23 protein-coding genes are annotated in these 23,361 nt (G+C 37.7%); 13 read left to right on the top strand and 10 right to left on the bottom strand.

Annotated features, from left to right (window positions below; translation table 11 throughout):
• Positions 1-503 precede the first annotated feature (503 nt).
• The gene (radA, locus tag ABFC98_01425) at positions 504-1,838 is read right to left on the bottom strand and encodes a DNA repair protein RadA (protein MEN6444688.1); all 1,335 of its coding nucleotides are present in this window, start codon (positions 1,836-1,838) and stop codon (positions 504-506) included.
• Between the two features lie 396 nt (positions 1,839-2,234).
• Between radA and ABFC98_01430 the strand changes: the two genes are divergently transcribed.
• From ABFC98_01430 to ffh, 12 genes are all read left to right on the top strand, one after another.
• Entirely contained in the window at positions 2,235-3,182 is a 948-nt protein-coding gene (locus tag ABFC98_01430; protein MEN6444689.1) for a ribose-phosphate pyrophosphokinase, read from the top strand.
• A 15-nt stretch (positions 3,183-3,197) separates the two neighbouring features.
• A complete protein-coding gene (locus tag ABFC98_01435; protein ID MEN6444690.1) occupies positions 3,198-3,815 on the top strand; it encodes a 50S ribosomal protein L25 in 618 nt (205 codons plus the stop codon).
• A 9-nt stretch (positions 3,816-3,824) separates the two neighbouring features.
• Positions 3,825-4,421, top strand: coding sequence for an aminoacyl-tRNA hydrolase (pth, locus tag ABFC98_01440; GenBank protein ID MEN6444691.1), 597 nt, complete (start codon positions 3,825-3,827; stop codon positions 4,419-4,421).
• Positions 4,421-4,708: a 30S ribosomal protein S6 gene (gene rpsF / locus ABFC98_01445; protein ID MEN6444692.1), complete on the top strand. Its 288-nt coding sequence runs from the start codon at positions 4,421-4,423 to the stop codon at positions 4,706-4,708. Before pth ends, rpsF begins: the two co-directional genes overlap by 1 nt.
• Positions 4,709-4,718: 10 nt before the next feature.
• Positions 4,719-5,162: a single-stranded DNA-binding protein gene (gene ssb / locus ABFC98_01450; GenBank protein ID MEN6444693.1), complete on the top strand. Its 444-nt coding sequence runs from the start codon at positions 4,719-4,721 to the stop codon at positions 5,160-5,162.
• A gap of 9 nt (positions 5,163-5,171) precedes the next feature.
• Positions 5,172-5,408, top strand: a complete 237-nt coding sequence (gene rpsR / locus ABFC98_01455; GenBank protein MEN6444694.1) for a 30S ribosomal protein S18 — start codon at positions 5,172-5,174, stop codon at positions 5,406-5,408.
• On the top strand, positions 5,409-6,245 hold the full coding sequence (locus ABFC98_01460; protein MEN6444695.1) for a hypothetical protein: 837 nt from the start codon (positions 5,409-5,411) through the stop codon (positions 6,243-6,245).
• Complete coding sequence (gene rplI, locus ABFC98_01465) at positions 6,242-6,691, top strand: 50S ribosomal protein L9 (GenBank protein ID MEN6444696.1); 450 nt, start codon at positions 6,242-6,244, stop codon at positions 6,689-6,691. The genes ABFC98_01460 and rplI overlap by 4 nt, the downstream gene beginning before the upstream one ends.
• Positions 6,692-6,706: 15 nt before the next feature.
• A complete protein-coding gene (locus ABFC98_01470) occupies positions 6,707-7,282 on the top strand; it encodes a hypothetical protein (protein ID MEN6444697.1) in 576 nt (191 codons plus the stop codon).
• Positions 7,283-7,351: 69 nt separating this feature from the next.
• Complete coding sequence (locus tag ABFC98_01475; GenBank protein ID MEN6444698.1) at positions 7,352-7,666, top strand: DUF721 domain-containing protein; 315 nt, start codon at positions 7,352-7,354, stop codon at positions 7,664-7,666.
• Entirely contained in the window at positions 7,648-8,301 is a 654-nt protein-coding gene (gene rpe / locus ABFC98_01480; GenBank protein ID MEN6444699.1) for a ribulose-phosphate 3-epimerase, read from the top strand. Before ABFC98_01475 ends, rpe begins: the two co-directional genes overlap by 19 nt.
• 18 nt (positions 8,302-8,319) lie before the next feature.
• Positions 8,320-9,657, top strand: a complete 1,338-nt coding sequence (gene ffh / locus ABFC98_01485) for a signal recognition particle protein (GenBank protein ID MEN6444700.1) — start codon at positions 8,320-8,322, stop codon at positions 9,655-9,657.
• 124 nt (positions 9,658-9,781) lie between these two features.
• Here ffh and ABFC98_01490 read toward each other — a convergent pair whose 3' ends face one another.
• The 7 genes from ABFC98_01490 to ABFC98_01520 form a co-directional block, all read right to left on the bottom strand.
• On the bottom strand, positions 9,782-9,931 hold the full coding sequence (locus tag ABFC98_01490) for a hypothetical protein (protein ID MEN6444701.1): 150 nt from the start codon (positions 9,929-9,931) through the stop codon (positions 9,782-9,784).
• Between the two features lie 350 nt (positions 9,932-10,281).
• Entirely contained in the window at positions 10,282-11,025 is a 744-nt protein-coding gene (locus ABFC98_01495) for an ABC transporter ATP-binding protein (protein ID MEN6444702.1), read from the bottom strand.
• A gap of 1 nt (position 11,026) precedes the next feature.
• Entirely contained in the window at positions 11,027-12,034 is a 1,008-nt protein-coding gene (locus ABFC98_01500) for an ABC transporter substrate-binding protein (protein ID MEN6444703.1), read from the bottom strand.
• Between the two features lie 92 nt (positions 12,035-12,126).
• Positions 12,127-13,068, bottom strand: a complete 942-nt coding sequence (xerA, locus tag ABFC98_01505) for a site-specific tyrosine recombinase/integron integrase (GenBank protein ID MEN6444704.1) — start codon at positions 13,066-13,068, stop codon at positions 12,127-12,129.
• Complete coding sequence (guaB, locus tag ABFC98_01510) at positions 13,022-14,479, bottom strand: IMP dehydrogenase (protein MEN6444705.1); 1,458 nt, start codon at positions 14,477-14,479, stop codon at positions 13,022-13,024. The genes xerA and guaB overlap by 47 nt, the downstream gene beginning before the upstream one ends.
• Positions 14,480-14,494: 15 nt before the next feature.
• Positions 14,495-16,222 (bottom strand): tetratricopeptide repeat protein, encoded by a 1,728-nt coding sequence (locus ABFC98_01515; GenBank protein MEN6444706.1) that lies wholly within the window; start codon positions 16,220-16,222, stop codon positions 14,495-14,497.
• Positions 16,223-16,255: 33 nt separating this feature from the next.
• Entirely contained in the window at positions 16,256-19,489 is a 3,234-nt protein-coding gene (locus ABFC98_01520) for a DUF4175 family protein (protein ID MEN6444707.1), read from the bottom strand.
• A gap of 563 nt (positions 19,490-20,052) precedes the next feature.
• Here ABFC98_01520 and dinB point away from each other — a divergent pair.
• Positions 20,053-21,114, top strand: a complete 1,062-nt coding sequence (gene dinB, locus ABFC98_01525; GenBank protein ID MEN6444708.1) for a DNA polymerase IV — start codon at positions 20,053-20,055, stop codon at positions 21,112-21,114.
• Here the strand turns inward: dinB and ABFC98_01530 are convergent.
• Together ABFC98_01530 and ABFC98_01535 are read right to left on the bottom strand one after the other, a co-directional pair.
• Positions 21,097-22,017 (bottom strand): DMT family transporter, encoded by a 921-nt coding sequence (locus ABFC98_01530; protein ID MEN6444709.1) that lies wholly within the window; start codon positions 22,015-22,017, stop codon positions 21,097-21,099. The genes dinB and ABFC98_01530 overlap by 18 nt on opposite strands.
• A gap of 140 nt (positions 22,018-22,157) precedes the next feature.
• A complete protein-coding gene (locus tag ABFC98_01535) occupies positions 22,158-23,246 on the bottom strand; it encodes a tetratricopeptide repeat protein (protein ID MEN6444710.1) in 1,089 nt (362 codons plus the stop codon).
• Between the last annotated feature and the right edge of the window lie 115 nt (positions 23,247-23,361).

The raw sequence follows: 23,361 nt of genomic DNA on the forward strand, positions 1-23,361 counted from the left end.
AAAACCGCCCTTTGGAAAGTTAATTATCCAGCGTGGCGGAATACCTTCCCTTCCGCTTTTGCGGAACAAATTCTGTTGCACCGCAAAATTTCCTAAACTCATCATTCTTTGTATAAAACTTCATCCGAAACCTTAAATTATCCTGCGTTTTATCCACCAACTGCAAGCGAGAGTAGAATATACCCACACTTCCAGTTCCTTTTATAAATAATCTTCTCTCCATATAATAATGCAATTTTCCGAAAGAGCAAAATATTTTTTCATAATTTGGAAAATTTCTCTTCTGCCAGCTGTTGCTATAATTTTTATTTCCAAATAGCTGTTTTTGATACAAGATCATTGAACAATTAGATTTCTTATTTGAACTTTCCACTTTGAAATCAATTAGACAAGTTTTCCCCTGTAGCACTTGTTATAACTTCTAAGTAAGTGTTAATCAGATAATTAGTTAGCAATATTGAAAGGGGAAACATAGAGCATTTTTAGGTAACAAGCAATTTTTTTTATTGCAATGCGGAAAAGAGTGCCTTTATATCTTTTACTTTAATTACTTTCTGATTGGCTTTCACTTTTGCATAGTGAGAAACAAAAATTTTGCTATAACCAAGCTTGATGGTTTCACTGATGCGTTTATCCAATTGAGATACGGGACGCACTTCTCCGTTTAGTCCAACTTCTCCGATAAAAACGGTTTTTTCAGTTAATGGCTTATCTTTTATGCTGGAAATAAGAGCGGCTAAAATAGCCAAATCAAGAGCAGGATCTGTGCTGCGGATTCCTCCCGTCAAATTTAAAAAAACATCGCTGCTGCGTAAATATAGCGCTAAATTCTTTTCCAAAACTGCCAGTAGCATAGCCATTTTTTTTTGTTCCAGCCCTACGGAAACTCTTTGGGGTGTCCCATAATTGGCTGTATTAACCAGGGTTTGAACTTCCACGATGAAACTGCGGCTACCTTCCGTTATACAAGAGATCGCTGTTCCGATATCTTGTTGCTCGTAACTTAAGAAAATTTGGTTGGGATCGTGCACTTCCACTAAACCAAGGTGAGTCATTTCAAAAAGTCCGATCTCATTGGTGGAGCCGAAACGATTTTTCACGGCACGCAAAATTTTATATTGGCTGCGCATTTCGCCTTCAAAATAAAGAACTGTATCTACCATATGTTCCAATATTTTGGGACCTGCCACTAATCCTTCTTTGGTAACATGACCAACTAAAAAAAGAGGGATGCCCATAGTTTTAGCAGTCCTAAGTAAACGGTTAGTACTTTCTCTAAGCTGGCTGATGCTTCCGGCAAAAGCATCGATGGAAGGAATGCTAACGGACTGAATGGAATCTACGATTACCAAATCTGGCTTGGTATCTTCCATCGTTTCAATAATTTGTTCGGTATCATTGGTGCACAGCAAAAAAATATTTTCACTTGAGATCTGTAATCTTTTACTCCGCAAGCGAATTTGTTCTGCACTTTCTTCTCCTGAACAATAAAGGGTTCTTTTATTTTGTTTTCCTGCCCATTCCGAAAGCTGTAACATTAAAGTGGATTTGCCAATTCCGGGTTCGCCTCCAATTAAAATAACCATTCCTTTTACGATGCCACCTCCCAAAACCAGATCAAATTCCTTGATTCCTGTTTGCATTCTGGAAAAATCATCATATTTCAAGTCAATAATTCTTTCCGCTTTAGCCCGAGGCAAGGTGTCCATCGATTTATTATTTTTTCCTGTAATGCGTTCAGTTTCTTTCATTGTTCCCCAAGCACCACAGGAAGGACATTTTCCGCTCCATCTACTGGTTTCAAAACCGCAATCAGTACAAAAGAAAAGAGTAGCCATTTTCTCTCCCGTCTCTTTTTTTTAACAATATAATCCGAAGGGTAATTTATGGCAAGCAAATTAAATGGAAGCAGGAATTAAATTAACCTGTAAAATACAAAAAATCTACTTAGGCAGAGTTTCCCTTTTTTGTTTTTCCACCTTCTGCCTTTTCTTTAAAAGAGTGCTTGAAATCTATCGGCTTCCGAGAAATAAGTTTTGACAAAAAGGGGAGCTATAAAAAACTGGCAAGACAAAATGAATTATAGTGGTTATGGTAGCTATAACTCTTAGGAAATTAGTAAGTTATTATTACTATTGGGATACTTGGAAAGAAAAAACAATATCCCGATTAAAGACATAATTTGGAGAAAAAGTTTAATAACAAGGATAAGGAAACAAAAGGGAAGGAAACAAGTGTTTTCTCAGCTAAAGCTTATCACAGGTAATGCAAATCGTCCTTTGGCAGAAGAAGTATCTCGATATGCAGGTATTCCGTTGGCAGATATTGATTTATTCAAATTTTCCAACGATGAATCGTTTGTAAAAATCAACGATAATGTGCGCGGATCAGATGTTTTTGTCATTCAGCCAACCTGTTATCCAGTAAATGATAGTTTGATGGATTTACTGATTATGGTGGATGCCTTAAAACGAGCTTCAGCAAATAGGATAAACTGTGTGATTCCTTATTATGCTTATGCTCGTTCAGATAAGAAAGATCAACCGCGAGTTCCGATTACGGCAAAGCTGGTTGCCGATTTGATTACGATAGCGGGAGCCCATAGAGTTATTACAGTGGACTTGCATGCAGACCAGATTCAAGGTTTTTTTAATATACCAGTTGATCATTTGTATGCGATTCCGACTTTTGCTCTGCATTTTAAAAATATTATGCCGATGGACGATGTAGTGGTAGTTTCTCCCGATTCGGGAGGAGCAAACAGAGCAAGAGCTTTGGCAAAACGTTTAAATTGTTCCTTGGCGATTGGCGATAAACGCAGAACGGGAAATGAAGATAAAGCGGAACTGCTAAATATTATTGGAGATGTAAGCGGTAAAACGGCTATTTTATATGATGATATTATTGATACAGGCGGTAGCTTGATAAAAGTGGCTAACGCATTGGTAGATAAAGGAGTTAAAAGAATATTTGCAGCTTGTACCCATGGTGTTTTAAGTGGTAATGCCATAACCAACCTTGAGGCATCTCCGATTGAAAAACTTTACATTACGAATACAATACCCCTTACCGGAGAGAAACAAAACTGTTCTAAAATTGAACAGTTATCTATTGCTGAAATGCTGGCAATGGCGATTAAAAAAATTCATAAGGAAGAATCAATAAGTATCTTATTTAGATAGAAGATGGAGGAATAAATGATATTTAACCTAAAAACCACTCCCAGAGAAACAGTTAAAAAATCAGATCTGACTACTTTGCGCGCCAGTGGAATGATTCCTGCCGTAATATACGGTTCAAAAATGGATTGCCTTCCCATTAGCGTTAATAAAGGCGAATTTAACCAAATGTTCAAAAAGAGCTTTGAAGAAGTCAGTTTTTGGGACATTGACTGCGATGGTAAACAATTTCACACTATCCTGAAAGACAAGCAGGTGCATCCTGTCTCCAGAGAAATTTTGCATCTTGACTTTATGGTGATAGCAGCGGAAACGCAAATTGAAATTGAAGTCCCCATTAATTACACTGGAGAATCAATGGGAGTTAAAGAAGGCGGAATGATGGAAATTGTTCAGCGCCATATAAAGATATCCTGCAAAGCAAACGAAGTTCCGGATGAATTAACTTTGGATGTCAGCAATTTGAAAATTGGTGATTCTTTGCATATAAGAGACATTCCAACAGGTAATTGGCAGGTTAAAGAACACGGAGATGTAACTTTGGTAACGATTCATCCTCCGAAAGCAGAAGTAAGTGAAACAACCACTCCTGTTTCCACTCCGGAGGAACAATCCACTCCCAATACTGAAAAATAATGCTTTTATATGAAACTCATAATCGGACTGGGAAATCCGGGAAAAGAATATGACAACAATCGTCATAACCTGGGTTTTATCTGTTTAGATCAATGGGCGCAAAGCAGGGAGAAGAAATTTGCCAAAGGGGCAGATTTTGATTATATTGTAATGGAAAATGTGATTTTAATAAAGCCCAAAACATTTATGAACAATTCTGGAGAAGCCGTTAAACAGGTATTGGCAAAGTGGAAAGTAAACGAATTTCTGGTAGTTTATGATGACATAGAATTACCCATTGCCAAAATCAGAATTCGGCAGGGCGGAGGAGATGGTGGACATAATGGAATTAAATCATTATTGAAAGTTATACCGCCAGAGGAATTGAAAAGAATCAGAATCGGGGTTGGCAGAAACAAAGCCATTGCTCCGCGTGACTATGTTTTAAGCGATTTTTTGCCGGAAGAAAAGGTATTGCTTAATTCTGTTTTGGCATTGGCAGGCAAATTTATTGATATTTACATAAAATACGATTTCAATGCTGTGTTGAATGAATACAGTATATGGAAAAAATCCTGTTCCGGAGCAGAAAGTTCCGGAATCATAAGTCCAAAGGAGGAAAGTTAATGACCAAGGATTATGAACTAATGCTAATCTTAACTCCCGCTTTAAGTTTAGAAGAAGCAAAGGCAATGAACGATAGTTTACTGTCTTTTGTAACAGATAACGGCGGCGAGATTATTAAGATTGACCCTTGGGGAAAGCGAATGTTGGCTTACCCCATCAAGAAGTTTCGCGAGGGATATTACTTCGTGGATTATTTTAAACTGGACAGCTTGCTAATCAAGAAATGGAAAGCGTTGTTCAATATTAACGAAAACATTATTCGTCACATTTTTGTGGCAAAGGATTGAGGAGAAAAAAATGGCAGATTTAAAACTTCCGCGCTTAAACAAATGTATCTTTTGCGGTAGAATCGGCAATGAAATTGAGCTAAAATATACTCCCAAAGGAACTCCTGTAGTCCGTTTTGTCGTTGCCTGCGATCGCCGTTACAAAGATGAAGCTGAACAGTGGCAAACAGTTACCAGTTGGGTTGATTGCGTAGCATGGAATAAATGGGCTGAATTTATTGCCAATCAAACTCATAAGGGAAGTCCAGTTCTTGTAGAAGGAAGAATTGAAACGCGTAATTGGACAGATCAAAACAACCAAAACCGCAAGACCACTGAAATTATTGTAGAAACTCTTCACTCTCTGGAATGGAAACCTCGTGAAGAGGGTTCTGTAACTCCCGGCGAGGATGTTCCTCTTCCTCCTGAAGAGTCCATTCCTCATAACACAACAACTGATGATGTTCCCTTTTAGGAGTTAAGAATGAATCCAAACGATAGAAAAAAGAAATACTCGCGTAAAAAATATTGTAAGTTCTGTGCCAATAAAGAATTACAGATTGACTACAAGAATGTGGATATGCTAAAACAGTATGTTTCTGAGGTAGGAAAAATAGAAGCGGCTCGTTTAACTGGTACCTGTGCAAAACATCAGCGCAAATTAACCAGGGAAATCAAGCGTGCTCGTCAGATGGCATTAATTCCTTATGTAATAGAGTAAATGCCTATATATCCTCTAATCCTTGGAGCTTTGTCACTATTAAGTCCTTTTTTGGCTTTAATAGTGTATATGATTTATATTGCTCGCGCGGCTGAATTGAATTTAAGAAAGCCGCTGCAGGCATTTTTGCTGTTTATACTGGTTCCGGTTGTGATGCTGATTTTAGACAAGCAAGTTAGTTCCCGCATATTATGTTTGGATGCCATTTTTGCTGTCGGGTTGCCGGTTTTGGTATTTCTGTTAATATTGCAATACCATCATATTCTTAATAATGCCTTTTTGGTTTCCTATTTAATGATAGTTGCCTGGGGCATATTGAGGTATTATTTTTTCAGAACATATCAGGATCAGCTATTTGAGCAGGGTTTGCAAATGGTTAAAGACAAAATGCCAGCTGTGCTAAATTCACAGATGATGGGGCAAATGTTACCGATGTGGAAAGAAGTGATTTCATCCATTTGGATTATTGCTCAAGGAATTGCCTTGCTGATTGGCTATTTGTTTTTTGAAAGACAGCTCCAAATACCTGAACGGATAGATAATTTGAGGTTTTCCGCATATTATAATTTGCTCATAATAGCGGCGTTACCTCTATATTTATTCAGCCAAACGAAGGTGCTTTTCATTAATTTGATTATATCTTTGTGCTTAATTCCCTTTTTTCAGGGAGCGGCATTGGTTTGGCATCGATTGGGTTTAATTTTTGCTAACCGGATTATAAGCGGCATTATTATGATAATTATCGTTCTCTATGCCAATATTTTACTTGTTTTATTGGGCTTTGCCAATATGTGGCATACGAAAAGAAATTTTACTTCTGGAGGAAATGCAGTATGAAAATTATTATGCTGAAAACGATTGAAAAAGTCGGGAAGCAGGGTGAAGTCGTTAATGTGAAACGGGGCTTTGCCAGAAATTATTTAATTCCCCGCAAATTTGCAATTTATGCTACTCCCGCCAATATGAAAAACCTAACCGTTATTCAAAACAAACTGGCTGATGAAGAGCAGAAAATGCTTGCCGAATTAAAAAATCTTGCCGAAAAAATAGATAATACAAAATTGGTTTTCAAACGCAAAATTGATGAAAGCGGTAGTATGTTCGGTTCAGTTTCCGAAATGGATATCGTCCATAGTTTACAGGAACTTGGATTAGCGGTTCAAAAGGACTCTTTGGCAATGGACAAGCATTTTAAAGAACTGGGCGAATTCACTTTGCCAGTGCGTTTGCATAAAGATATAATTTGTTCGCTCAATATTTCCATTGAGGCGGAACAAGAATAAAACCGGGAGGTTTTAATGTCTGATAAATGGTATAATATCAGGCAAATATTAACATTGTGCATATTTGTCCTGGTTCTTTCCCTTCTGGGAATGGTTAGCGGCAGACCTATTATGATTGTTGCTTATGGTGTCTTTTTTTTAGTGGTAATAGCTATTATGTTTTATCTTACCCGAAAGCGTCAACGCCATTTTGAAGCAGTTAAACAGACATCAGGCACTTTTAGAAAAGTGTTTGGCATCATTTTGCTGGTTTTATCTTTAATAACACCACCGGTTATTGTTTTGTTTACTAATTTAGTAGCTTTGCCGGAGGCAGTATCCAAAGGTTTAGTTGCAGCAATCGTGATAGGAATCACCATTGTTTTTGTTGCTTTAACTCTGTTTGCCGTTTATTTTATCAATCAGCGGGGAAGCAATAAGAATAACAGAATCCTTGGCTATATTTTATACTTGGTAGCGGCGATTCTTCCTGGATTATTTATGAGCAGGGTAGAAAAAACCACAATTGGTATCGGTTCCGTATATTATGTAGCTTTGATTGCTTTGATTCTGGCATACAGTGGTTACGGATTGATTACCAACCAAGAATAAGCTATCAAAATCAAAATTATCCTCTTCACCGGTTTTTCAATTTACCGGTGAAGAGCTTTTATTTATCTAATGGCTTTCAGTTCCATATCTCAATTATCAGAAGAGCTAATGTATCGGCTGGGAGGCGATAAATACAGGTCTTTCATCCACATATTTCTTTATTGGAAGGAAGTTGTAGGTGAGCTTTTAGCTTCCAAATCGTATCCCGAAAAGTTGGAAAACGGAGTTCTTTTCGTAGCAGTGCAGAATAATACTTGGATGCAGGAACTGATTTTGATTAAAGATGAAATAATTTCCAAATACAAATCCATTTACAAGGAGGAGATTGCTGAGATTGTTTTTCTCATCAGCAGTCCGAAACGCAAATGCAAAAAACACAAATAGCCCCTTCTTTGTTAGCGGCTGATTTTGGCCATCTTGCCACCGAGATAACCGCTTTAGAAAATGCCGGTGCGGATATTCTGCATTTAGATATTATGGATGGACACTATGTGCCCAATTTGAGCTTTGGTTTTCCGTTGCTAAAAACCATTCGCAATTTAACTTCTTTGCCTCTGGATGTGCATTTAATGGTTACCAATCCCGATTTTCATATTCCTTTGTTATTGAATATGGGTGTGCAGTGGGTCAGTTTTCATCAGGAGACCTGTTATCACAGTCATCGGTTGATAGGAATTTTAAAAGAGAAGGGCATAAAAACAGGTCTGGCACTAAATCCATCCACTCCGATAGGGACTTTGGAAGCAATTTTGCCAGATTTGGATTATGTTTTGGTAATGAGCGTAAATCCTGGTTTTGCAGCTCAAGATTTTATCCCTTCTGCCATCTATAAGATTTGGGATTTATTCAATTTGCGGAAAAAGAACAATTACCGATTTTTGATAGAAGTTGACGGAGGCATTACTGCTTCCAATGCGAAAGCGCTTAAAGAAGCAGGTGCGGATATTCTGGTTTCTGCCTCCTATATTTTTAAGAGTGAGGATTATAATCAAGCCATCGCAGCCCTGAAAAATGCTTAATGACAATAAGGATAAATAATGTTTGAAAATCTTTCCGATCGATTGGATAAAATATTTCGTAACTTACGCGGTAAAGGATATTTAACTGAAGATAACATCAAAGCTGGTTTACGAGAAGTTCGCATGGCGCTGCTGGAAGCAGATGTAAATTTTAAAATTGTGAAGAATTTCATCAGCGAAGTGGAAAAACGGGCATTGGGTGAGGAAGTGATGAAATCACTAACTCCGGGTCAGCAGGTTGTAAAAATTGTTTATGAACAGCTTGTAAACCTTATGGATACCGAGGGTTTCCAGTTCAAGGTCTATAACAACCGTCTTACTAAAGTTATGCTGGTTGGCTTACAGGGCTCAGGAAAAACCACCGCCTGTGCTAAACTTGCCGCGTTTTACCGCAAGAAAAATATTAAGCCAATGCTTGTTGCCTGTGATGTTTATCGTCCCGCCGCCATTGACCAATTGAAGATTTTGGGTAAGCAAATCAATGTTCCCGTAGTGTCCGAAGATACCAAAAATGTGCTTAAAATCGCGGATTCAGCACTGGCTATGGCAGACAAGGAATTAGTCAATCTGCTTATTTTTGATACAGCGGGGCGTTTACATATTGATGAACCGATGATGGAAGAAGTGGTTCGGCTGAAAAATCACATTAAGCCAGATTATATCTTTTTTGTTGCCGATGCAACTACAGGTCAGGATGCCGTTACCATTGCCCGGGAATTTTTTGATAAACTTGCTTTTGATGCCGTCATTTTAACCAAAATGGATGGTGACGCACGCGGAGGAGCGGCTTTATCAATTAAAGCAGTTACGGGAAAACCGGTGGCGTATGTAGGCATTGGAGAAAAAGTTAGCGATTTGGAAGTTTTTTTTCCGGATCGTATGGCAAGCCGAATTTTGGGTATGGGCGATGTTTTAACGCTCATTGAAAAAGCAGAAGAGGCAATGGATGCGGAGGCAGAAGAAAAACTTGCCCGCAAAATGCTGAAAAATCAATTTACTTTCAATGATTTTCTGAAACAACTGCAAAGCATAAAAAAGATGGGTTCTCTGGAGTCAATAATCAAAATGATTCCGGGCTTAGGTCATAAACTTCCCGCCGATCTTAAAATTGACGATAAGGAACTAAAACATATTGAGGCAATTATCCAGTCGATGACAGAGCAGGAGAGAGAGCATCCAGAAATTATAAATGGCAGCAGACGCTTGCGAATTTCCAAAGGATGTGGGCGTAGTGTCACTGAAATTAATCGCCTGTTGCGTCAATTTGAAGAAATGAAAAAAATGCTGAAAAAAGTTAATACGCCTCAAGGTATGAAACATATCGAAAGAATGATGGGCGGAAAATTCGGAAATTGATTATACAGTGTAAGCCGAGATTGCCGAATTTACCTAACATATTGCCACAAAATGAATTGTCTTAGCAATTAGATAACCTGCTTGCAAGCATCTTCTTTTTATGATCTGATTTTGTAAGGCGATATTATTTTTGCACAGCATTTAGGACAGTGTCCACCATTTGCAAGTATAACACGGGTGGAATTTTACAGCTCACAACAGGATAAAGCGCACTTCCTTTCAATTCGCCATCTTCTATCCAATAACCGACTTCGCTGACAATGTTTGCCGGCATCTTCTTTTTATGACGCAGTAACAAATCAGTAACGATCCAGTAGCGAGATAACAGCGGTGTTACGGAAGTGTTACTGTAGCGTTAGAGAAACCACTGTATAACAAGCAATTAACTATGCTTCAAAGAGGCAAATTGGAAGAGTGGGCTGGTCACTTTTATCTGTGCCAAATAAGCAACCAAACTTGGGTAAAATATTGGGGTTTTGGAGAGCTCGGAAAATATGTGGAAACACCGCTTGCTAATGGATATAATGTATAATTTGGGAGAATAAGTTCATCGAGTTGCCATATATTTTATTTAGGTGCTTGAAAACAGAATTAGCATTGTAACGCTATAATACTATCTTGTGGCTATATATTTTCATTCACTAATTTGCTGCGGAGTTTGGATTTTAGGATTATGTGTTTTTCTACATCCAAAGGTATATTGCGATTTAGTTCTATACTTTCCACAAAAGTTCCGGGATTTATGCCCATTAGTTCGATTCTATCCGACAGCAAAATTGCTTCATCTATATCATGCGTAACCAATACAACTGTCAGATTCAACAAATGAACGATATCTTTAAGCCACGCTTGCAACTGACTGCGAGTTAAGGCATCCAATTTTGCCAAGGGTTCATCTAAAAGTAAAATCGAGGCACTGCTCATATAAGTTCTTAATAAAGCCACCCGTTGTTTCAATCCACCGGAAAGCTGATAGGGAAGATGTTCCGTGTAATTTTGCAAACCGAACAAAGGGAGCAATTCGGTAATTTTCTGCTTTGCCAATTTTTCATCTTTACCTGTGGCTTTAACTGGAAGCAAAATATTTTGCATTGTATTTAGCCAAGGGAAAAGTAAATCGTCTTGTGGCATATAACCTAAAAAACCTGTTTTTCCGGTTATCTCGTTTCCATCCAAAATAATGCTTCCGCTATCGGGTTTTGTGATTCCTGCCAAAAGTTCTAAAAAAGTGCTTTTTCCACATCCGCTGGGACCTATGATACTTACAAATTGACCTTCTTCAATGCGGAATTGCACTTTATCCAGTATGACAACCGGCGAACTTTTTAGGAAAAATGTTTTGCGAATGTCTTGGGCTTTCAGAAACATATCATTGGGGAAGAAATTCGTTGGTGAATGCTTTATTGGGGTCAACTGCAAGCTGAATGAGGCGTTGCTGATACATCCAGTCACAAAATCTTTTCCAAACATCTTGTTTTTGCTTACCCCAAGCTGAAGCATCGCTTTGATATTCTTTGGCTAAAAATTGCATACTGCGTTTCACTTGTTCGGAATTCAATTCGGGAACGCTTTTCAGTAAAATGTCTGCCGCTGAATCAGGTTTGGCAATACAATATTCATACCCCTTTTTTAGTGCCGTCAGAAATTTTTGGGTTGTTTCCGGATTATTGGATAGATATGCTTCGCTGCTGATAATAACAGGAGTGTAATAATCAAAAACAGGGTCAATTTCTTTCAGGGGAATATAGTTGATGGCAATGCCTCTTCGTTCTGCTTCCACACCATCCCAACCATAATAAATCCATTCAAAATCGGCATCTTTGCCAATTGTGGAAAAGAAATCATAAATGCCAGAGATGATTGTTACTTTTTTAAAATCGGCGCCATATTTTTCCATTGCCGCTTTTAAAATGGCAAGTTCGGAAGGTGAATCCCAAGAGCCATATCTTTTGCCCTCAAAATCTACGGGACTTTTTATCCCTGCTTGTTTTAAGGAGGCAAAACCGGAAGTATTATGCTGAATGATGGCAGCGATAGATACCAAAGGGATATTTTCACTTCTTGCTCTAATCACATTTTCTTGATAACTTACGCCAAATTCACTTTTACCGGTGGCAACAATTTGGTCGGTGATATTTTGACCCGGTTGTTGAATTTCTACCTCCAAACCCTGTTCTTTGAAATAGCCAAGTTCTTTGGCAACATAAATGCCGGTATGATTGGTATTGGGCGTCCAATCCAAAGTGATGGAAATCTTCTGAATTTCTTTCTGCTCCTGTTTTGGAGCTTGTGATTTACAGGAAGTTAGCCCTGCAAATAATGAAATGGCTAAAATTAAATACAGATACGGATTTAGCTGCTGTTTATGGAATTTCATATTTTCTCCTCTTAGATTCATTATTTCGAATTCTGAATGAACAAAGTTCTTTTACTGAACAAAGTTCTCTCATCATATCCATCTCTTTTTTCTTATGCTCGTGGGTGAAATTGTTTATATGTTTCCACCAACCGTTTCATATCTATATGAGTATAAATTTGAGTGGTGTCAATGGAAGAATGGCCTAATAAAACCTGCACGATTCTTAAATTCACGCCTCCTTCCAGTAAATGAGTGGCAAAACTATGACGAAAAGTATGCGGAGTAATTTCTTTTTTGATGTTTGCCATTAGAGCTGCCTTCTTTAAAATCTTCCAAAATCCCATTCGGCTCATTTTTTCGCCGCGGTTATTTAAAAAAAGAATTTCGGATTGTTTCAGTTTTAGTAGTATGGGACGGCTTCGATTTAAGTAGGAGGCAAAAAGTTTATCCAGCGTATTTACATAGGGAATATATCGTTGCTTGCTACCTTTACCCTGCACGAGAATTAAATGCTCCTCAAAATTTATATTATGCAAAGACAAATCCAACAGCTCGGAAATGCGCATTCCTGTAGCATAAAGTAATTCCATCATAAATTTATTGCGTATTTCCAGAGGAGTTTTAAGCGGTAAAGAATTAAGGAGCTGAAACATTTCTTCCACATTTAATACATCAGGTAAATGCACGGATGACTTGATTCTGGGCACCAAATCCATATCCACTTTGGTAACAATGTCATTCTCTTGCAAAAAACCGAAGAATTGTCCTATGGCAACTCTTTTTCTGGCTATGCTGGAGTTTAGCAATCCAATTTCCTGTAAGGAAGTAAGATATTGAATTAAATCGTTTGTTTCGTAGCTGCCAATGTCTTTTGGGCTATATAGTAAAAAGTCACCTATGTCCCTACGGTAACTTTCGATACTGTTTTTGGCCATCCCCCGCTCTACTTTCAAGTGATAAATAAAGCTGGAGAGATAACTTTTTAAAGAAGGCGGAAGGTCTTCTTCAATCCCCGCTGTAATAGTTCGGGGTTTCTTTAGTGATGTGGACATCGTGAGGATGACTTTCTTTCAAGCCGGCTGAAGTGATCTCGATAAATTCGGCTCTCTTAGTTAAATCTTTTAATGTTGCTGCTCCACAATAACCCATTCCGGAACGCAATCCGCCCATCAATTGATAAAGGAAATCTTTCAAAGGACCCTTGTAGGGAACCATTCCTTCAATACCTTCGGCTACCAATTTGCTTTCTTCCATTTGCGCATCCTGAAAATAGCGATCTTTACTACCCTGTTTCATCGCAGCCAAAGAACCCATTCCGCGGTAACTTTTAAATCGGCGTCCATTGTAAATGATTGATTCACCCGGGCTTTCATCACATCCAGCAAAAAGAGAACCAATCATAACTGCGGATGCACCTCCAGCAATTGCTTTTACGATATCACCGCTAAATTTTATCCCTCCATCGGCTATAATAGGAATATTATCTTTATTTGCTTCTAAGGCACAATCCATAATCGCGCTTAATTGAGGAACTCCAATTCCAGCAATTACTCTGGTAGTGCATATTGAACCGGGACCTATGCCAACTTTAACTGCATCTGCACCCTGATCTATAAGATAACGACAAGCATTGGCAGTAGCTACATTGCCAGCAATAACTTGACAGTTCAAATTCTTTTTAACCGTCTGTAAAGCCGTTCCAATATTTTTATGATGACCGTGAGCGGTGTCTATAACTAACAAATCTACCCCTGCTTTAATAAGTTCCTGTGCTCTTTCCAGATAGTCACCCGTAACTCCAATCGCGGCTCCCACCAATAAACGATTTTTCACATCTTGAACTGCTTTGGGATAGTTCAGGCGTTTCATAATGTCTTTCACAGTTATCATTCCTTCCAGCTTTCCGTCTTCACTAATCAACAGAAGTTTTTCAATCCGATGGCTTTGTAAAAGGTCTATGGCATTATCCATTGAAATACCTGTTTTTGCTGTGATGAGCTTTTCTTTGGGAGTCATCAATTCTTTAACTTTGGCTTGGGGATTGGTCTCAAAGCGGATATCACGATTGGTTAATATACCAACCAGTAATTCATTTTCCACGACGGGAAAACCACCAATGTGATGTGCTTCCTTCAAAGCCAATACATTCTCCAAAGTATCTTCCGGCGAAAGAATATAGGGATGAGTGACCACTCCGCTTTCAGCGCGTTTAACTAAACTTACCTGTTTTGCCTGTTCTGAAATGGATAAGTTTTTGTGAATGATACCAATGCCACCTTCTCTTGCCATAGCTATTGCCATCGAAGATTCGGTAACGGTATCCATTGCCGCGCTCAAAATAGGAATCCTTAAGGCAATTTTGGCAGTAATTTTGGTGCTCAAATCCACTTCCAAAGGTAAAACTTCTGAATCCTGAGGGACGAGTAAAACATCATCAAAGGTGTAAGCTTTGCGCAATTTCATATTATCTCCTGTATGTTATAAATTCGGACGGGATGCAGCCCAGCGGTTTATTTTTTGTCTGAAATCAGGCGAGAAAACACTGTTGGGCTTATTTTTTAAAAATTCTTTAGCTATGCGTTGTTCTTCTACCGGATCAAGAACCAATATTAAACGCAACAAGGCAGCATAATCGGAAGCAACATCATCCTTAAAATCATACTGTAAAAGTGTTTCAGCTTTTTGAACATTCCCGAAGGCAATTGCCCATTCAATTGCCAACAGCAATATCTCTTCATCTTGATTATGGCTGAAAATTACTTCCAGTGTGTCAATTCCGCTTTGTCTGTTCAACTGTAATAGACGGATAGCGGAATAAAAGCTATTTTTATCTTGATCTGCAATATTTAAAGTGAACATCATCAGATAGATAGCATCATTGGCATAAATGCTATCAGGATATTTTATGATAAATTCATTCATCAAAGTATCTGCCAAAGATGTTTCTCCGGCAAGAAGCACATTAAAAAAGTTAAGGTATGCCACTTTTTCCTGTAAGTTACTATAATTTATGGTCTTCAAGATATTTTCCGCACTCTGTTTATCACCCTGTAAAATATGCAGTCGGGCAATTTCCACATCCATTTCTTGTGTCTCAAGATTGTTGCGGCAATATTTTTTTGCCTCGTTCAACCAAAATAGAACGCTATCCACGGGTTCATTTTTTGCCAGTTTAAGATCAGCCATCAGTTTGCGTAGTTTAACTCCCACGCTAAAACGAGTGGATAAATTTTTATCTTTCCAAAATGGCTTAGAGAGGGATTCCAAAATTATCTTTTCACTACTTGAAAAATCCCTTTCTTGATATTTTAATTCAGCCAGCCGATAAAGCAAATCCATCTTTTTAACCATATCCGTTTCTCTACTTTCCAGATAGTTATATGCCTCAAAAGCAATGCTATCGTTTCCGGCAGCGGATTGATCTTCCGCAAAACGCAACAATTTTTGGGGTTCCAGTTGTTTGTATATATCCAAAGCCGTTTTATAATCTTGCAATTGAATTAGCGCATTTGCATAAATTTCTTTTAAGATGGAACTATTGCTGCTATCGGCAATGGCAGAAACAACTGATATTAACGAAGAATCCTCTTGCAATATGGTTTTCAGCTGATTATTAGTAAAAAATAGATAGGGTGGATTATTTTCCGTGTAAGCCATATATTCGCGAATTGCTTTTTCAAATTGACGATAGTTCAGAGCCGTATTTGCCATTTCGAGACGAAATAAATCTGGTTTGCCCAAACGGTTTCTGGCCATTGTATAAAGATCCATCACTTTATCGTAAAATGCTTTGCGCTCAAAAAAAGTTGCCAAGCGCCGATATTTAAATTCATCTTCACCAAAGGTTTCCAGATAACGCATCGTTTCTTGCCAAGCGGTATCTACATTTGCCTGCAAAACTAATAATTGGATGTGTAATTCACTATAGGTCTGAGGAGGTAAAATTCTTTGATATTTGTTTAAAGTTGCCTCTGCCTTATCTGTTTGAGACAAAGTAAAATATAGGTTCATCAGCTGATAGATGGAATTTAGATCGTTAGGATATTTTTCCAAGATTTGTAAGAAAAGTTGTTCCGCTTGAGCATACTGACGCTGAATCAGCAATTGATTTGCTTGCTGAGTAATAATTTGCTTTTCATCATACTGAGCGTAAATAGCGCTAAGGCAAGCAAATAGTATCAGTATCAAGAGAACTTTTTTGTTCACTCTTTCTTATCCTTTATCACTTTTTCTCCATTATCAGTGATTGGCGGCTTCATTTAGCGCTTTTAGATATTGCATAATAACCTGTTGATATTCTTTAGGATAACCTTGTAAGCCGTCATTTAAAAGTCCGCTGCGTTTTAAGGATTCCAAATCAATTTTGGCTTTATTCTGATTATATATATCCTGTCCGGTTTCCGCTTTGCGTTTTTCCGAAAATTCTCTTTTATTTATGGAGCGTTGAGCATCCAGCATTTTACTGATAATTCTTTCCTGGCGTTCCAAAATATCTTGGTTTAGCTGGTTATTTTTCAGTTGGCGAGTTATGGCATCCATTTCTTCCGTTATTTGTTTAATGGCGTTTCCTTGTTTTTGTGCCTCAGGATCGTTTTGCAGAGCTCTTTTCAAGTTTTCCGCAAGTCGTTCTTGATCAGCCGCGAGGCGTTGCATTTGTTGTTGCATGGAGCCATCCATTTTTCCGCCCTGTGCTTGCATTTGCATCATTAATTGTTCGGTTAACATATTTAAAGCCATTTGTTCTTGACTCATTTGTTCCAGCATTTGTAAAAGGGATTGCATACCTCCACCGCTTCCACTTCGGGAGGAAGCATTGTGCAATGCTTGCTTCAAATCGTAAACCATTAAATTTATACCTTTTTGAACTATATTCAGGTAATTATTAAGTTGATAAAATTGCGATTCGTTGATGGAGCTAAAAATATCTCTAAATGCTTTGTCGGTATCAGTCAAATCAATAAAAAATTTGGGGGGAACCATCATCAGCACTTGTGTTTCACTAAACATTTTATTCAGAGATATTTGGATTCCTTCCGATTCCGCAATCAGATCTGGGACAATAACATAAGGATCATTTTTATAATGGGAGACGGTTGATTCGTGTTGTTTGGAAAAAATAAGCAATTCTCTTATTGCAGTTTGCACTGCCTGCATCGTTTTTTGTTGATTTCCTCCTCCCATAGATTCCTTCATTTGATTTAATTTTAAAGAAAAGCGGCGCATTTTTTCCAGCGCTTGATTTTGTGCCGTAAGGGACTGATTGCGTTGATTTTGGTTCAGAGCATTCTGACTATTTTGCATATCTTGTTTTAGTTGGCTATCTTGCATATCTTGTTTTAAATCGTTCATTTGCTTTTGAACTGCATTGTCGCGAGGCGATTCCAGCATTTTATTAATGTTTTCCAATTCCTGTTGCAGTTTATCATAAGTGTCGCTAATTTGTTTTTGGTCGGAGGCAAGGTCTTTGGTGTTTTGTTTTTCATCCAAAGTCCGATCGCTCAATGCTTTTTGCATTTTTTCCATTTCTTGGGAAATCTGCAATGCCTTTTGAACTGCTTGTTCTTTTTTAATGCTTTCTAACAGGGCAAGGGTCTGGTCTATCTTTTTGGCAAAGTCCTCCATAGAGAATTTGAAATTATCCATCGTCTTTTTCAGGTCTTCGGGTTTAATATTTTTTAAGGCATTTTCAAATTTCTGCATTGCTTCCTGAAGTTGCTCGTTATTAATTTCTTGCATCAATTCCTGAATTTTTTGCATTTTTTGCAAGGTCTCAGGAGAAAGCGTCTCATTTGCCTGCATTTTATTGATTAGTTCTTGATAATTATCGGCAATATTTTGAACCTGTTGAGTAAGATTTTCCTGTTCCTGTAATATCTTTTCCAGCTGTTTTTTATCTTCCCACTTGGGAGTATCCTGTTTCAGCAGTTCGCGTCGCTTGTTTTCAAATTCTTTTTGCAGGTCTTTGGATTTATCTAAAACATTTTGCAATTCGCTTTTCTTTTCTTGTTCCTTATTTTCAATTTCTCGGTAGATTTCTTCAATGGAAGGAAAGCGAGCTTTAAATTTAGTACTTTCTGCCTTTTGTTGCTCCGGAGAATTATCGTAAATAACAGCCCAATAGGTAACTACATCACCGGGGAATAAATTTGCCTCTTTCAAATCCAGCAGAAAATCGGTCGAGAACATTTTACCGGAAATAACACTTTGGATATTAATAACTTGCGGTTCGGAAGCCATAACTTGGATGTTCAAAGCACAATTTTTTAATCCGTAATCGTCATCCGCTTCAATAATTAGCGGCAGCAGCATATTTTGATTCAAATTTACATCTTCGCCCGGAAAAGTGATATTAATTTCAGGCGGATTATCTTCCTGAATTTCTATGGTCTTTTCTTCCGGTTTATTTTTGCGTCCTAAGGCATCGGTTAGTTCCAAATACCAAGTGCGCGGCTTTTCAATAGTTAGTTGAGTTATATAATTATTTTTATCAATGGCTTGCAAAGGTTGGCGACTGGCATCGTCAAAAACCATAACTGCTGATTCCACAGGTATATTTGTAGTAAAAGAAAGTTTTACGATGCTATGTTTCAATGCCTCTATATTACCGTAACTTAAAGTATCAGTCCAAGTTGGCAAACCGGAATAGGCAGGGGGATTATATTGTACAAACCACTTTTTCACGATCGGTTCGTCCAAAACCTGAATTTTAAACACGGGAGATTTGCAGACCTCATTTTCTGCATAATACTCTATACTGTTATCAAGTCGCTGAAAAATATAGCGGTTATCCGCCAAACCCAATTCTCGCCATTGTTTATCTATCCGATAAAAAAGCCGGTGTTTTAAATGCGGATCGGGATTTATTATCTTTATCTCAACTGATTGATTTCTACCGATTAGCATATTTCCAGGGCTTAATTCTATGTAATTTTTATAGATGATTTCCTCACCTTTGTTTGTGTAAAATTGCTTAACGGCAAGCCGAAAGTCCTCAAAAGAATATGCCCAAATACTTGTTAATCCTAAAATTAGAAAGAGCAAGGCAAAAATAATCCGAGAAGAATAAAGAGCGGGGATTTTATAATGATTGGTTTCCATTCGCTCTTTTGCCATTGTTCCCAAGGTTTTCACAATCGGACTATCTTGCTCTTTTTCAGCAAGTTCCATCGTATTCTGAAAGAGATCATCCTGATAGTCAATCTGTCTATCCAGAAAACGCGCTACTGCCAAATTATGCCAGAAATTACGATAACCGCTTAAAAGAAAATAGATTATCACCAGAATCAAACAGGTTCGTATGCCAATGTTCGCATAAAAAAGCACCATTGAATCCGAAGGAAGATTTAACCACAATAAAAAATAGAGATGCAAAGCTAACATAAAGCTGATCAGAGCTTGGATAACTGCCCGTAAAGCAAAGCGTAAGTTTATTTTTTGCTTGTATTTCTTTATTCTTTTTGTCAGCTCATTCATCTTTTCTTGCTTCTCCTCTTCTTTGAAAAATCTTTATCTCCATAAGCTATGATTATGTCAAGAATTTTCACAAGTGTAGTCGGAGGACGCCGTTCCTCCGCAAAAAGTGTAGTCGGAGGACGCTGTTCCTCCGCAAGATATATCCTCTGAAAACGCCATTCCTCCGCAAGATATATCTCTGCTAAATGGAACTAACCCAGGTTTCAGAATTTTAAACTAAATAATACAGCTAACTCAATATAGCATAAATTGTTATAAATATCGTCTTAGTCCCTTCTAACTTGCTCATCATTTGATTCCCGAATCCATCCCGAATCCAACCCTTATCGCGATACGGGAAGGATTCGGGATTTTATTGATTGGTATAAGGTTATGGAGAGACAAACAAAAAGGGCATTTTCTCAAACAGAGCTAACAATCTAAAACCACTGCACAAATAGGAGCAAGAGCATTATCCCGATGTTTTTTGGCTGATAGGGAGAAGTAATCCCCAAAATAGGTCTTTTTTATCTGTTTTCTCTTTTTGCTTGACGAACAAAGGTCTTTTGGGAAATAAAGACAAAATGAAGAAAATAATTCACATAGATATGGACGCTTTTTTTGCCGCGATCGAAATTCGGGAAGATCCTTTGTTGAAAGGAAAATGTGTAATTGTGGGAGGACCCCCAAATAGTAGAGGCGTGGTTTCCACATGTTCTTATGAAGCGCGAAAATTTGGTGTGCATAGTGGAATGAGTAGTTATCAGGCATGGAATTTGTGTCCTGATTCAATTTTTGTTTATCCTCACTTTCATTTATATATGGAGGTTTCTCGTCAAATTAAAGAAATATTTTATCAATGGACAGATTTAGTGGAACCGATGTCCTTAGATGAAGCATATTTAGATGTAACGGAAAATAAAGCGAAGGTTGAAGACGCGGTGGAGATTGCCCAGTCAATCAAAGCGGAGATTAAGCAAAAAACCAATTTGACCTGTTCTGCTGGCGTTTCTTATAATAAATTCTTAGCCAAAATAGGTAGTGAATTGAATAAGCCAGATGGTTTAACTTATATTCCTCCCGAAAAAGCTCAGGAAATTCTTTTTGCCTTGCCGATAGAAAAATTTCACGGAATTGGCAAGGTGACTTCAGCCAGGATGAAAAAATTGGGCATATATAACGGAGCTGATTTGTATAAAATGGAATTGAACGATATGATTAGGATTTTTGGGAAAGTCGGCGTATTTTATTATTATGTAGTTAGAGGCATAGACAAGAGAGAAGTAATTACGGAATTTGAGCCCAAAACGCTTAGCTGTGAAACAACTTTTGATACCGATAGTGATAACTTGGGAGAACTCCTTGCCATATTAAAACACCTTTCGGTGCGGCTGTCAGAACGCCTGGTAAGAAAAAACATAAAAGGAAATGGCATAACTCTGAAATTGAAATATGATAATTTTCAATTGATCACCCGTAGCTGTAATATGCAAAGTTATACCAATAAAAAAGAGGAACTTTATCAGTATGGAGAACAGCTTTTAATTGCCAACTGGGATAATAATAGGAAAGTTCGTCTATTGGGTTTGGGGGTTAGTAAATTGGAAAATATCGTCTCTGATGAACAGCTAATCCTGCCGCTTTAAAATACTGGCAAAACCTTTTTGTAACAAGTTGCTAAAGACAATTAACAAAAGTCCGATGAAGGTTGCCGGATGAATGCTTTCTCCCAAAATGGAATAGATAAACAGCAGCGAAAGAAAGGGAGTAAAAAAAATCATATTGGAAATGGATGCTGTGTTATTTGCCAGTTCCAGTGCCTTATTCCAAAGTAGAAAAGTTAAACCCATTTCCAAAATACCTATGTAAATACCTCCCAGAATGCCGTATCCATAACTTGTTGGGTTAGTAAAAAGAGAAGCATTCGTAAACAAAGCAAAAAGAGCAATCAGCAAAAAACCGATCAGGAAATTGTAACAAAGTTTGGTGAGAGCCGGCCTCTTATCCTTGATATTGATGATCCAGTAAAAAGCCCAAACTAAAGAAGTAGCAACAGCTAAAAATGAACCAAACCCATCATCAAACTTAAGCGAGGTAATATTGCCTTTGGTAGAAATAATCCAAACCCCAAAAAAGCTGATAAGTAATGCCATCAAATCTACCCAACGGAATTTTTCTTTCAATAACCAGATGCTGAAAAGAGAAAGAACTATTGCCCAAGTATAATTTAATGCTTGCGCCTCTTGAGCCCGTAAGCGTGAATATGCTTCAAAAAGCATTAAATAGTAAATAAAAGGATTCAGCAGTCCTGGTAACAGAGATTGCTTTAGATTGCTAAAAACACTTCGATACCATCTCTGGCTTGATTGAAAACAAGAATGCTGAATAACATTCGTAATTCCTAAAAAGAGAAAAGCAGTGAGCGAGGCAAAAAATAATAGTCCGATAGATGTTAAGTATTGTAAAGAGAGCTTAAAAGCGGTACTGATAGTTGACCAGGCAAGAATTGAACAACCGGCATAAAGATATGCCTTTGTTGGTTGTGGCATAACTAAAATTTCCTAATGTAGTCGGAGCTTTCCAATGCTCAGCTTTTTTTTATGTGGCTTAATCATTTATTAGGGCGGAGGGATGGAATTCTCCGACTACACAAAATTGGGGAGGAATGGGTATCCTCCCAGTTATTCTATTAAGGCATTGTCTTTTTTATGTCGTTATATTTAGTAGCTAAAATCTTATCTCCCGATTGCTGAGCTGCCCAGATAATATATTCAACGGCTATTTTACTGTTTTTATCCCAATTATACCATTCTTCGGCATATTTAATCAATTCTGACCAGTTTTGTTTTTGCATCAAGTGTCCAGCCAGTAAACTATATGTTTCTTCGGTGGGACGAATTTGGATCAATCTTTTCAAATAAGCAATACTTTGATCAATATCATTAATTTGATCAGCAATGGAACGAGCATTTTCTAACAAGTCAGGATTATTGGGTTCAATTTCCAAAGCGGCATTTGTGGCAGCCATTGCTTTGGTGTAATCTTTCAGCTCATAATAGCAGGCGGAAATATTCATTAAGTTATCAATATTAGTGGGAATCTGAGGTCTTGCTTGCTCAAAGTATTTAACTGCTTCTGCATAGTTTCCCTTAGTATAATAATAGGTTCCCAATTCCATTAAATAATCGATTTTTTGAGGATCTTTCTGCAATAATTGTAAAAGGAGTTGTTCAGCTTTTACATCATCTTTCAGATCAACCAGATAGATATTTTTTAGCTGAATCATAGGTTCAGGTCTTTCTGGTTCCAGTTGATGAGCCAGTTCGTAAATTTCCATTGCTCTTTTTGTGTTTCCAGCTTCCTTTTCTTTGTTTGCAGCTAGGAAAATGCGAGTCCAAGCTCTTTCTTTTCTTTTTTTCATATCTTTCAGATCAATGCGTTCTTGGTCTGTAAGTTCCGAAAACTGTTCACAAACGCTTATGGCTCTTGAATAGTATTGATATGCATCTTTATAATAGTCAATTTCTTTTGCGGTGAAGTTCTCAGCTTTGAATAAATTGATATCCCCCAAACGACGCAAAGCAATGATATGTTCAGGATTATCCTCAAGCACTTTTAAATAATAAATCTCTGCTTGATCTACATTCTGTTGAGAATAGTAAACATCAGCAGTTTTTAAATTTACATTACCCTGTGGACTTAATTTTTGCCGTGCGGTTGAACAAGCGGCAAGCATTATTAACAGTATCACGGTTAAAATGAGTGAAAGCTTTTTCATCAGGAAATCTCCTCTAAATATTTTAGCTTTAAGGCATAAAAATTGGGTGTGCTATTCAGTCAAGAATTTTTCATAGCTAAAACCACAAGCTCTATACTTTGCCTAATTTGGAACA

It is taken from the genome of Candidatus Cloacimonas sp., from assembly GCA_039680785.1.
Taxonomy (GTDB): Bacteria; Cloacimonadota; Cloacimonadia; order Cloacimonadales; family Cloacimonadaceae; genus Cloacimonas.

Bases quoted from the DNA above. Each gene is read 5' to 3' on its own strand.
- ABFC98_01535 (MEN6444710.1), bottom strand. From the start codon at position 23,246: ATGAAAAAGCTTTCACTCATTTTAACCGTGATACTGTTAATAATGCTT.
- rplI (MEN6444696.1), top strand. From the start codon at position 6,242: ATGAAAATTATTATGCTGAAAACGATTGAAAAAGTCGGGAAGCAGGGT.
- xerA (MEN6444704.1), bottom strand. From the start codon at position 13,068: ATGTCCACATCACTAAAGAAACCCCGAACTATTACAGCGGGGATTGAA.
- pth (MEN6444691.1), top strand. From the start codon at position 3,825: ATGAAACTCATAATCGGACTGGGAAATCCGGGAAAAGAATATGACAAC.
- ABFC98_01490 (MEN6444701.1), bottom strand. From the start codon at position 9,931: ATGCCGGCAAACATTGTCAGCGAAGTCGGTTATTGGATAGAAGATGGC.
- rpe (MEN6444699.1), top strand. From the start codon at position 7,648: ATGCAAAAAACACAAATAGCCCCTTCTTTGTTAGCGGCTGATTTTGGC.
- ABFC98_01435 (MEN6444690.1), top strand. From the start codon at position 3,198: ATGATATTTAACCTAAAAACCACTCCCAGAGAAACAGTTAAAAAATCA.
- ABFC98_01520 (MEN6444707.1), bottom strand. From the start codon at position 19,489: ATGAATGAGCTGACAAAAAGAATAAAGAAATACAAGCAAAAAATAAAC.
- radA (MEN6444688.1), bottom strand. From the start codon at position 1,838: ATGGCTACTCTTTTCTTTTGTACTGATTGCGGTTTTGAAACCAGTAGA.
- ABFC98_01500 (MEN6444703.1), bottom strand. From the start codon at position 12,034: ATGAAATTCCATAAACAGCAGCTAAATCCGTATCTGTATTTAATTTTA.
- ssb (MEN6444693.1), top strand. From the start codon at position 4,719: ATGGCAGATTTAAAACTTCCGCGCTTAAACAAATGTATCTTTTGCGGT.
- ABFC98_01460 (MEN6444695.1), top strand. From the start codon at position 5,409: ATGCCTATATATCCTCTAATCCTTGGAGCTTTGTCACTATTAAGTCCT.
- ABFC98_01495 (MEN6444702.1), bottom strand. From the start codon at position 11,025: ATGTTTCTGAAAGCCCAAGACATTCGCAAAACATTTTTCCTAAAAAGT.
- ABFC98_01530 (MEN6444709.1), bottom strand. From the start codon at position 22,017: ATGCCACAACCAACAAAGGCATATCTTTATGCCGGTTGTTCAATTCTT.
- dinB (MEN6444708.1), top strand. From the start codon at position 20,053: ATGAAGAAAATAATTCACATAGATATGGACGCTTTTTTTGCCGCGATC.
- ABFC98_01475 (MEN6444698.1), top strand. From the start codon at position 7,352: ATGGCTTTCAGTTCCATATCTCAATTATCAGAAGAGCTAATGTATCGG.
- rpsR (MEN6444694.1), top strand. From the start codon at position 5,172: ATGAATCCAAACGATAGAAAAAAGAAATACTCGCGTAAAAAATATTGT.
- rpsF (MEN6444692.1), top strand. From the start codon at position 4,421: ATGACCAAGGATTATGAACTAATGCTAATCTTAACTCCCGCTTTAAGT.
- ABFC98_01470 (MEN6444697.1), top strand. From the start codon at position 6,707: ATGTCTGATAAATGGTATAATATCAGGCAAATATTAACATTGTGCATA.
- guaB (MEN6444705.1), bottom strand. From the start codon at position 14,479: ATGAAATTGCGCAAAGCTTACACCTTTGATGATGTTTTACTCGTCCCT.
- ffh (MEN6444700.1), top strand. From the start codon at position 8,320: ATGTTTGAAAATCTTTCCGATCGATTGGATAAAATATTTCGTAACTTA.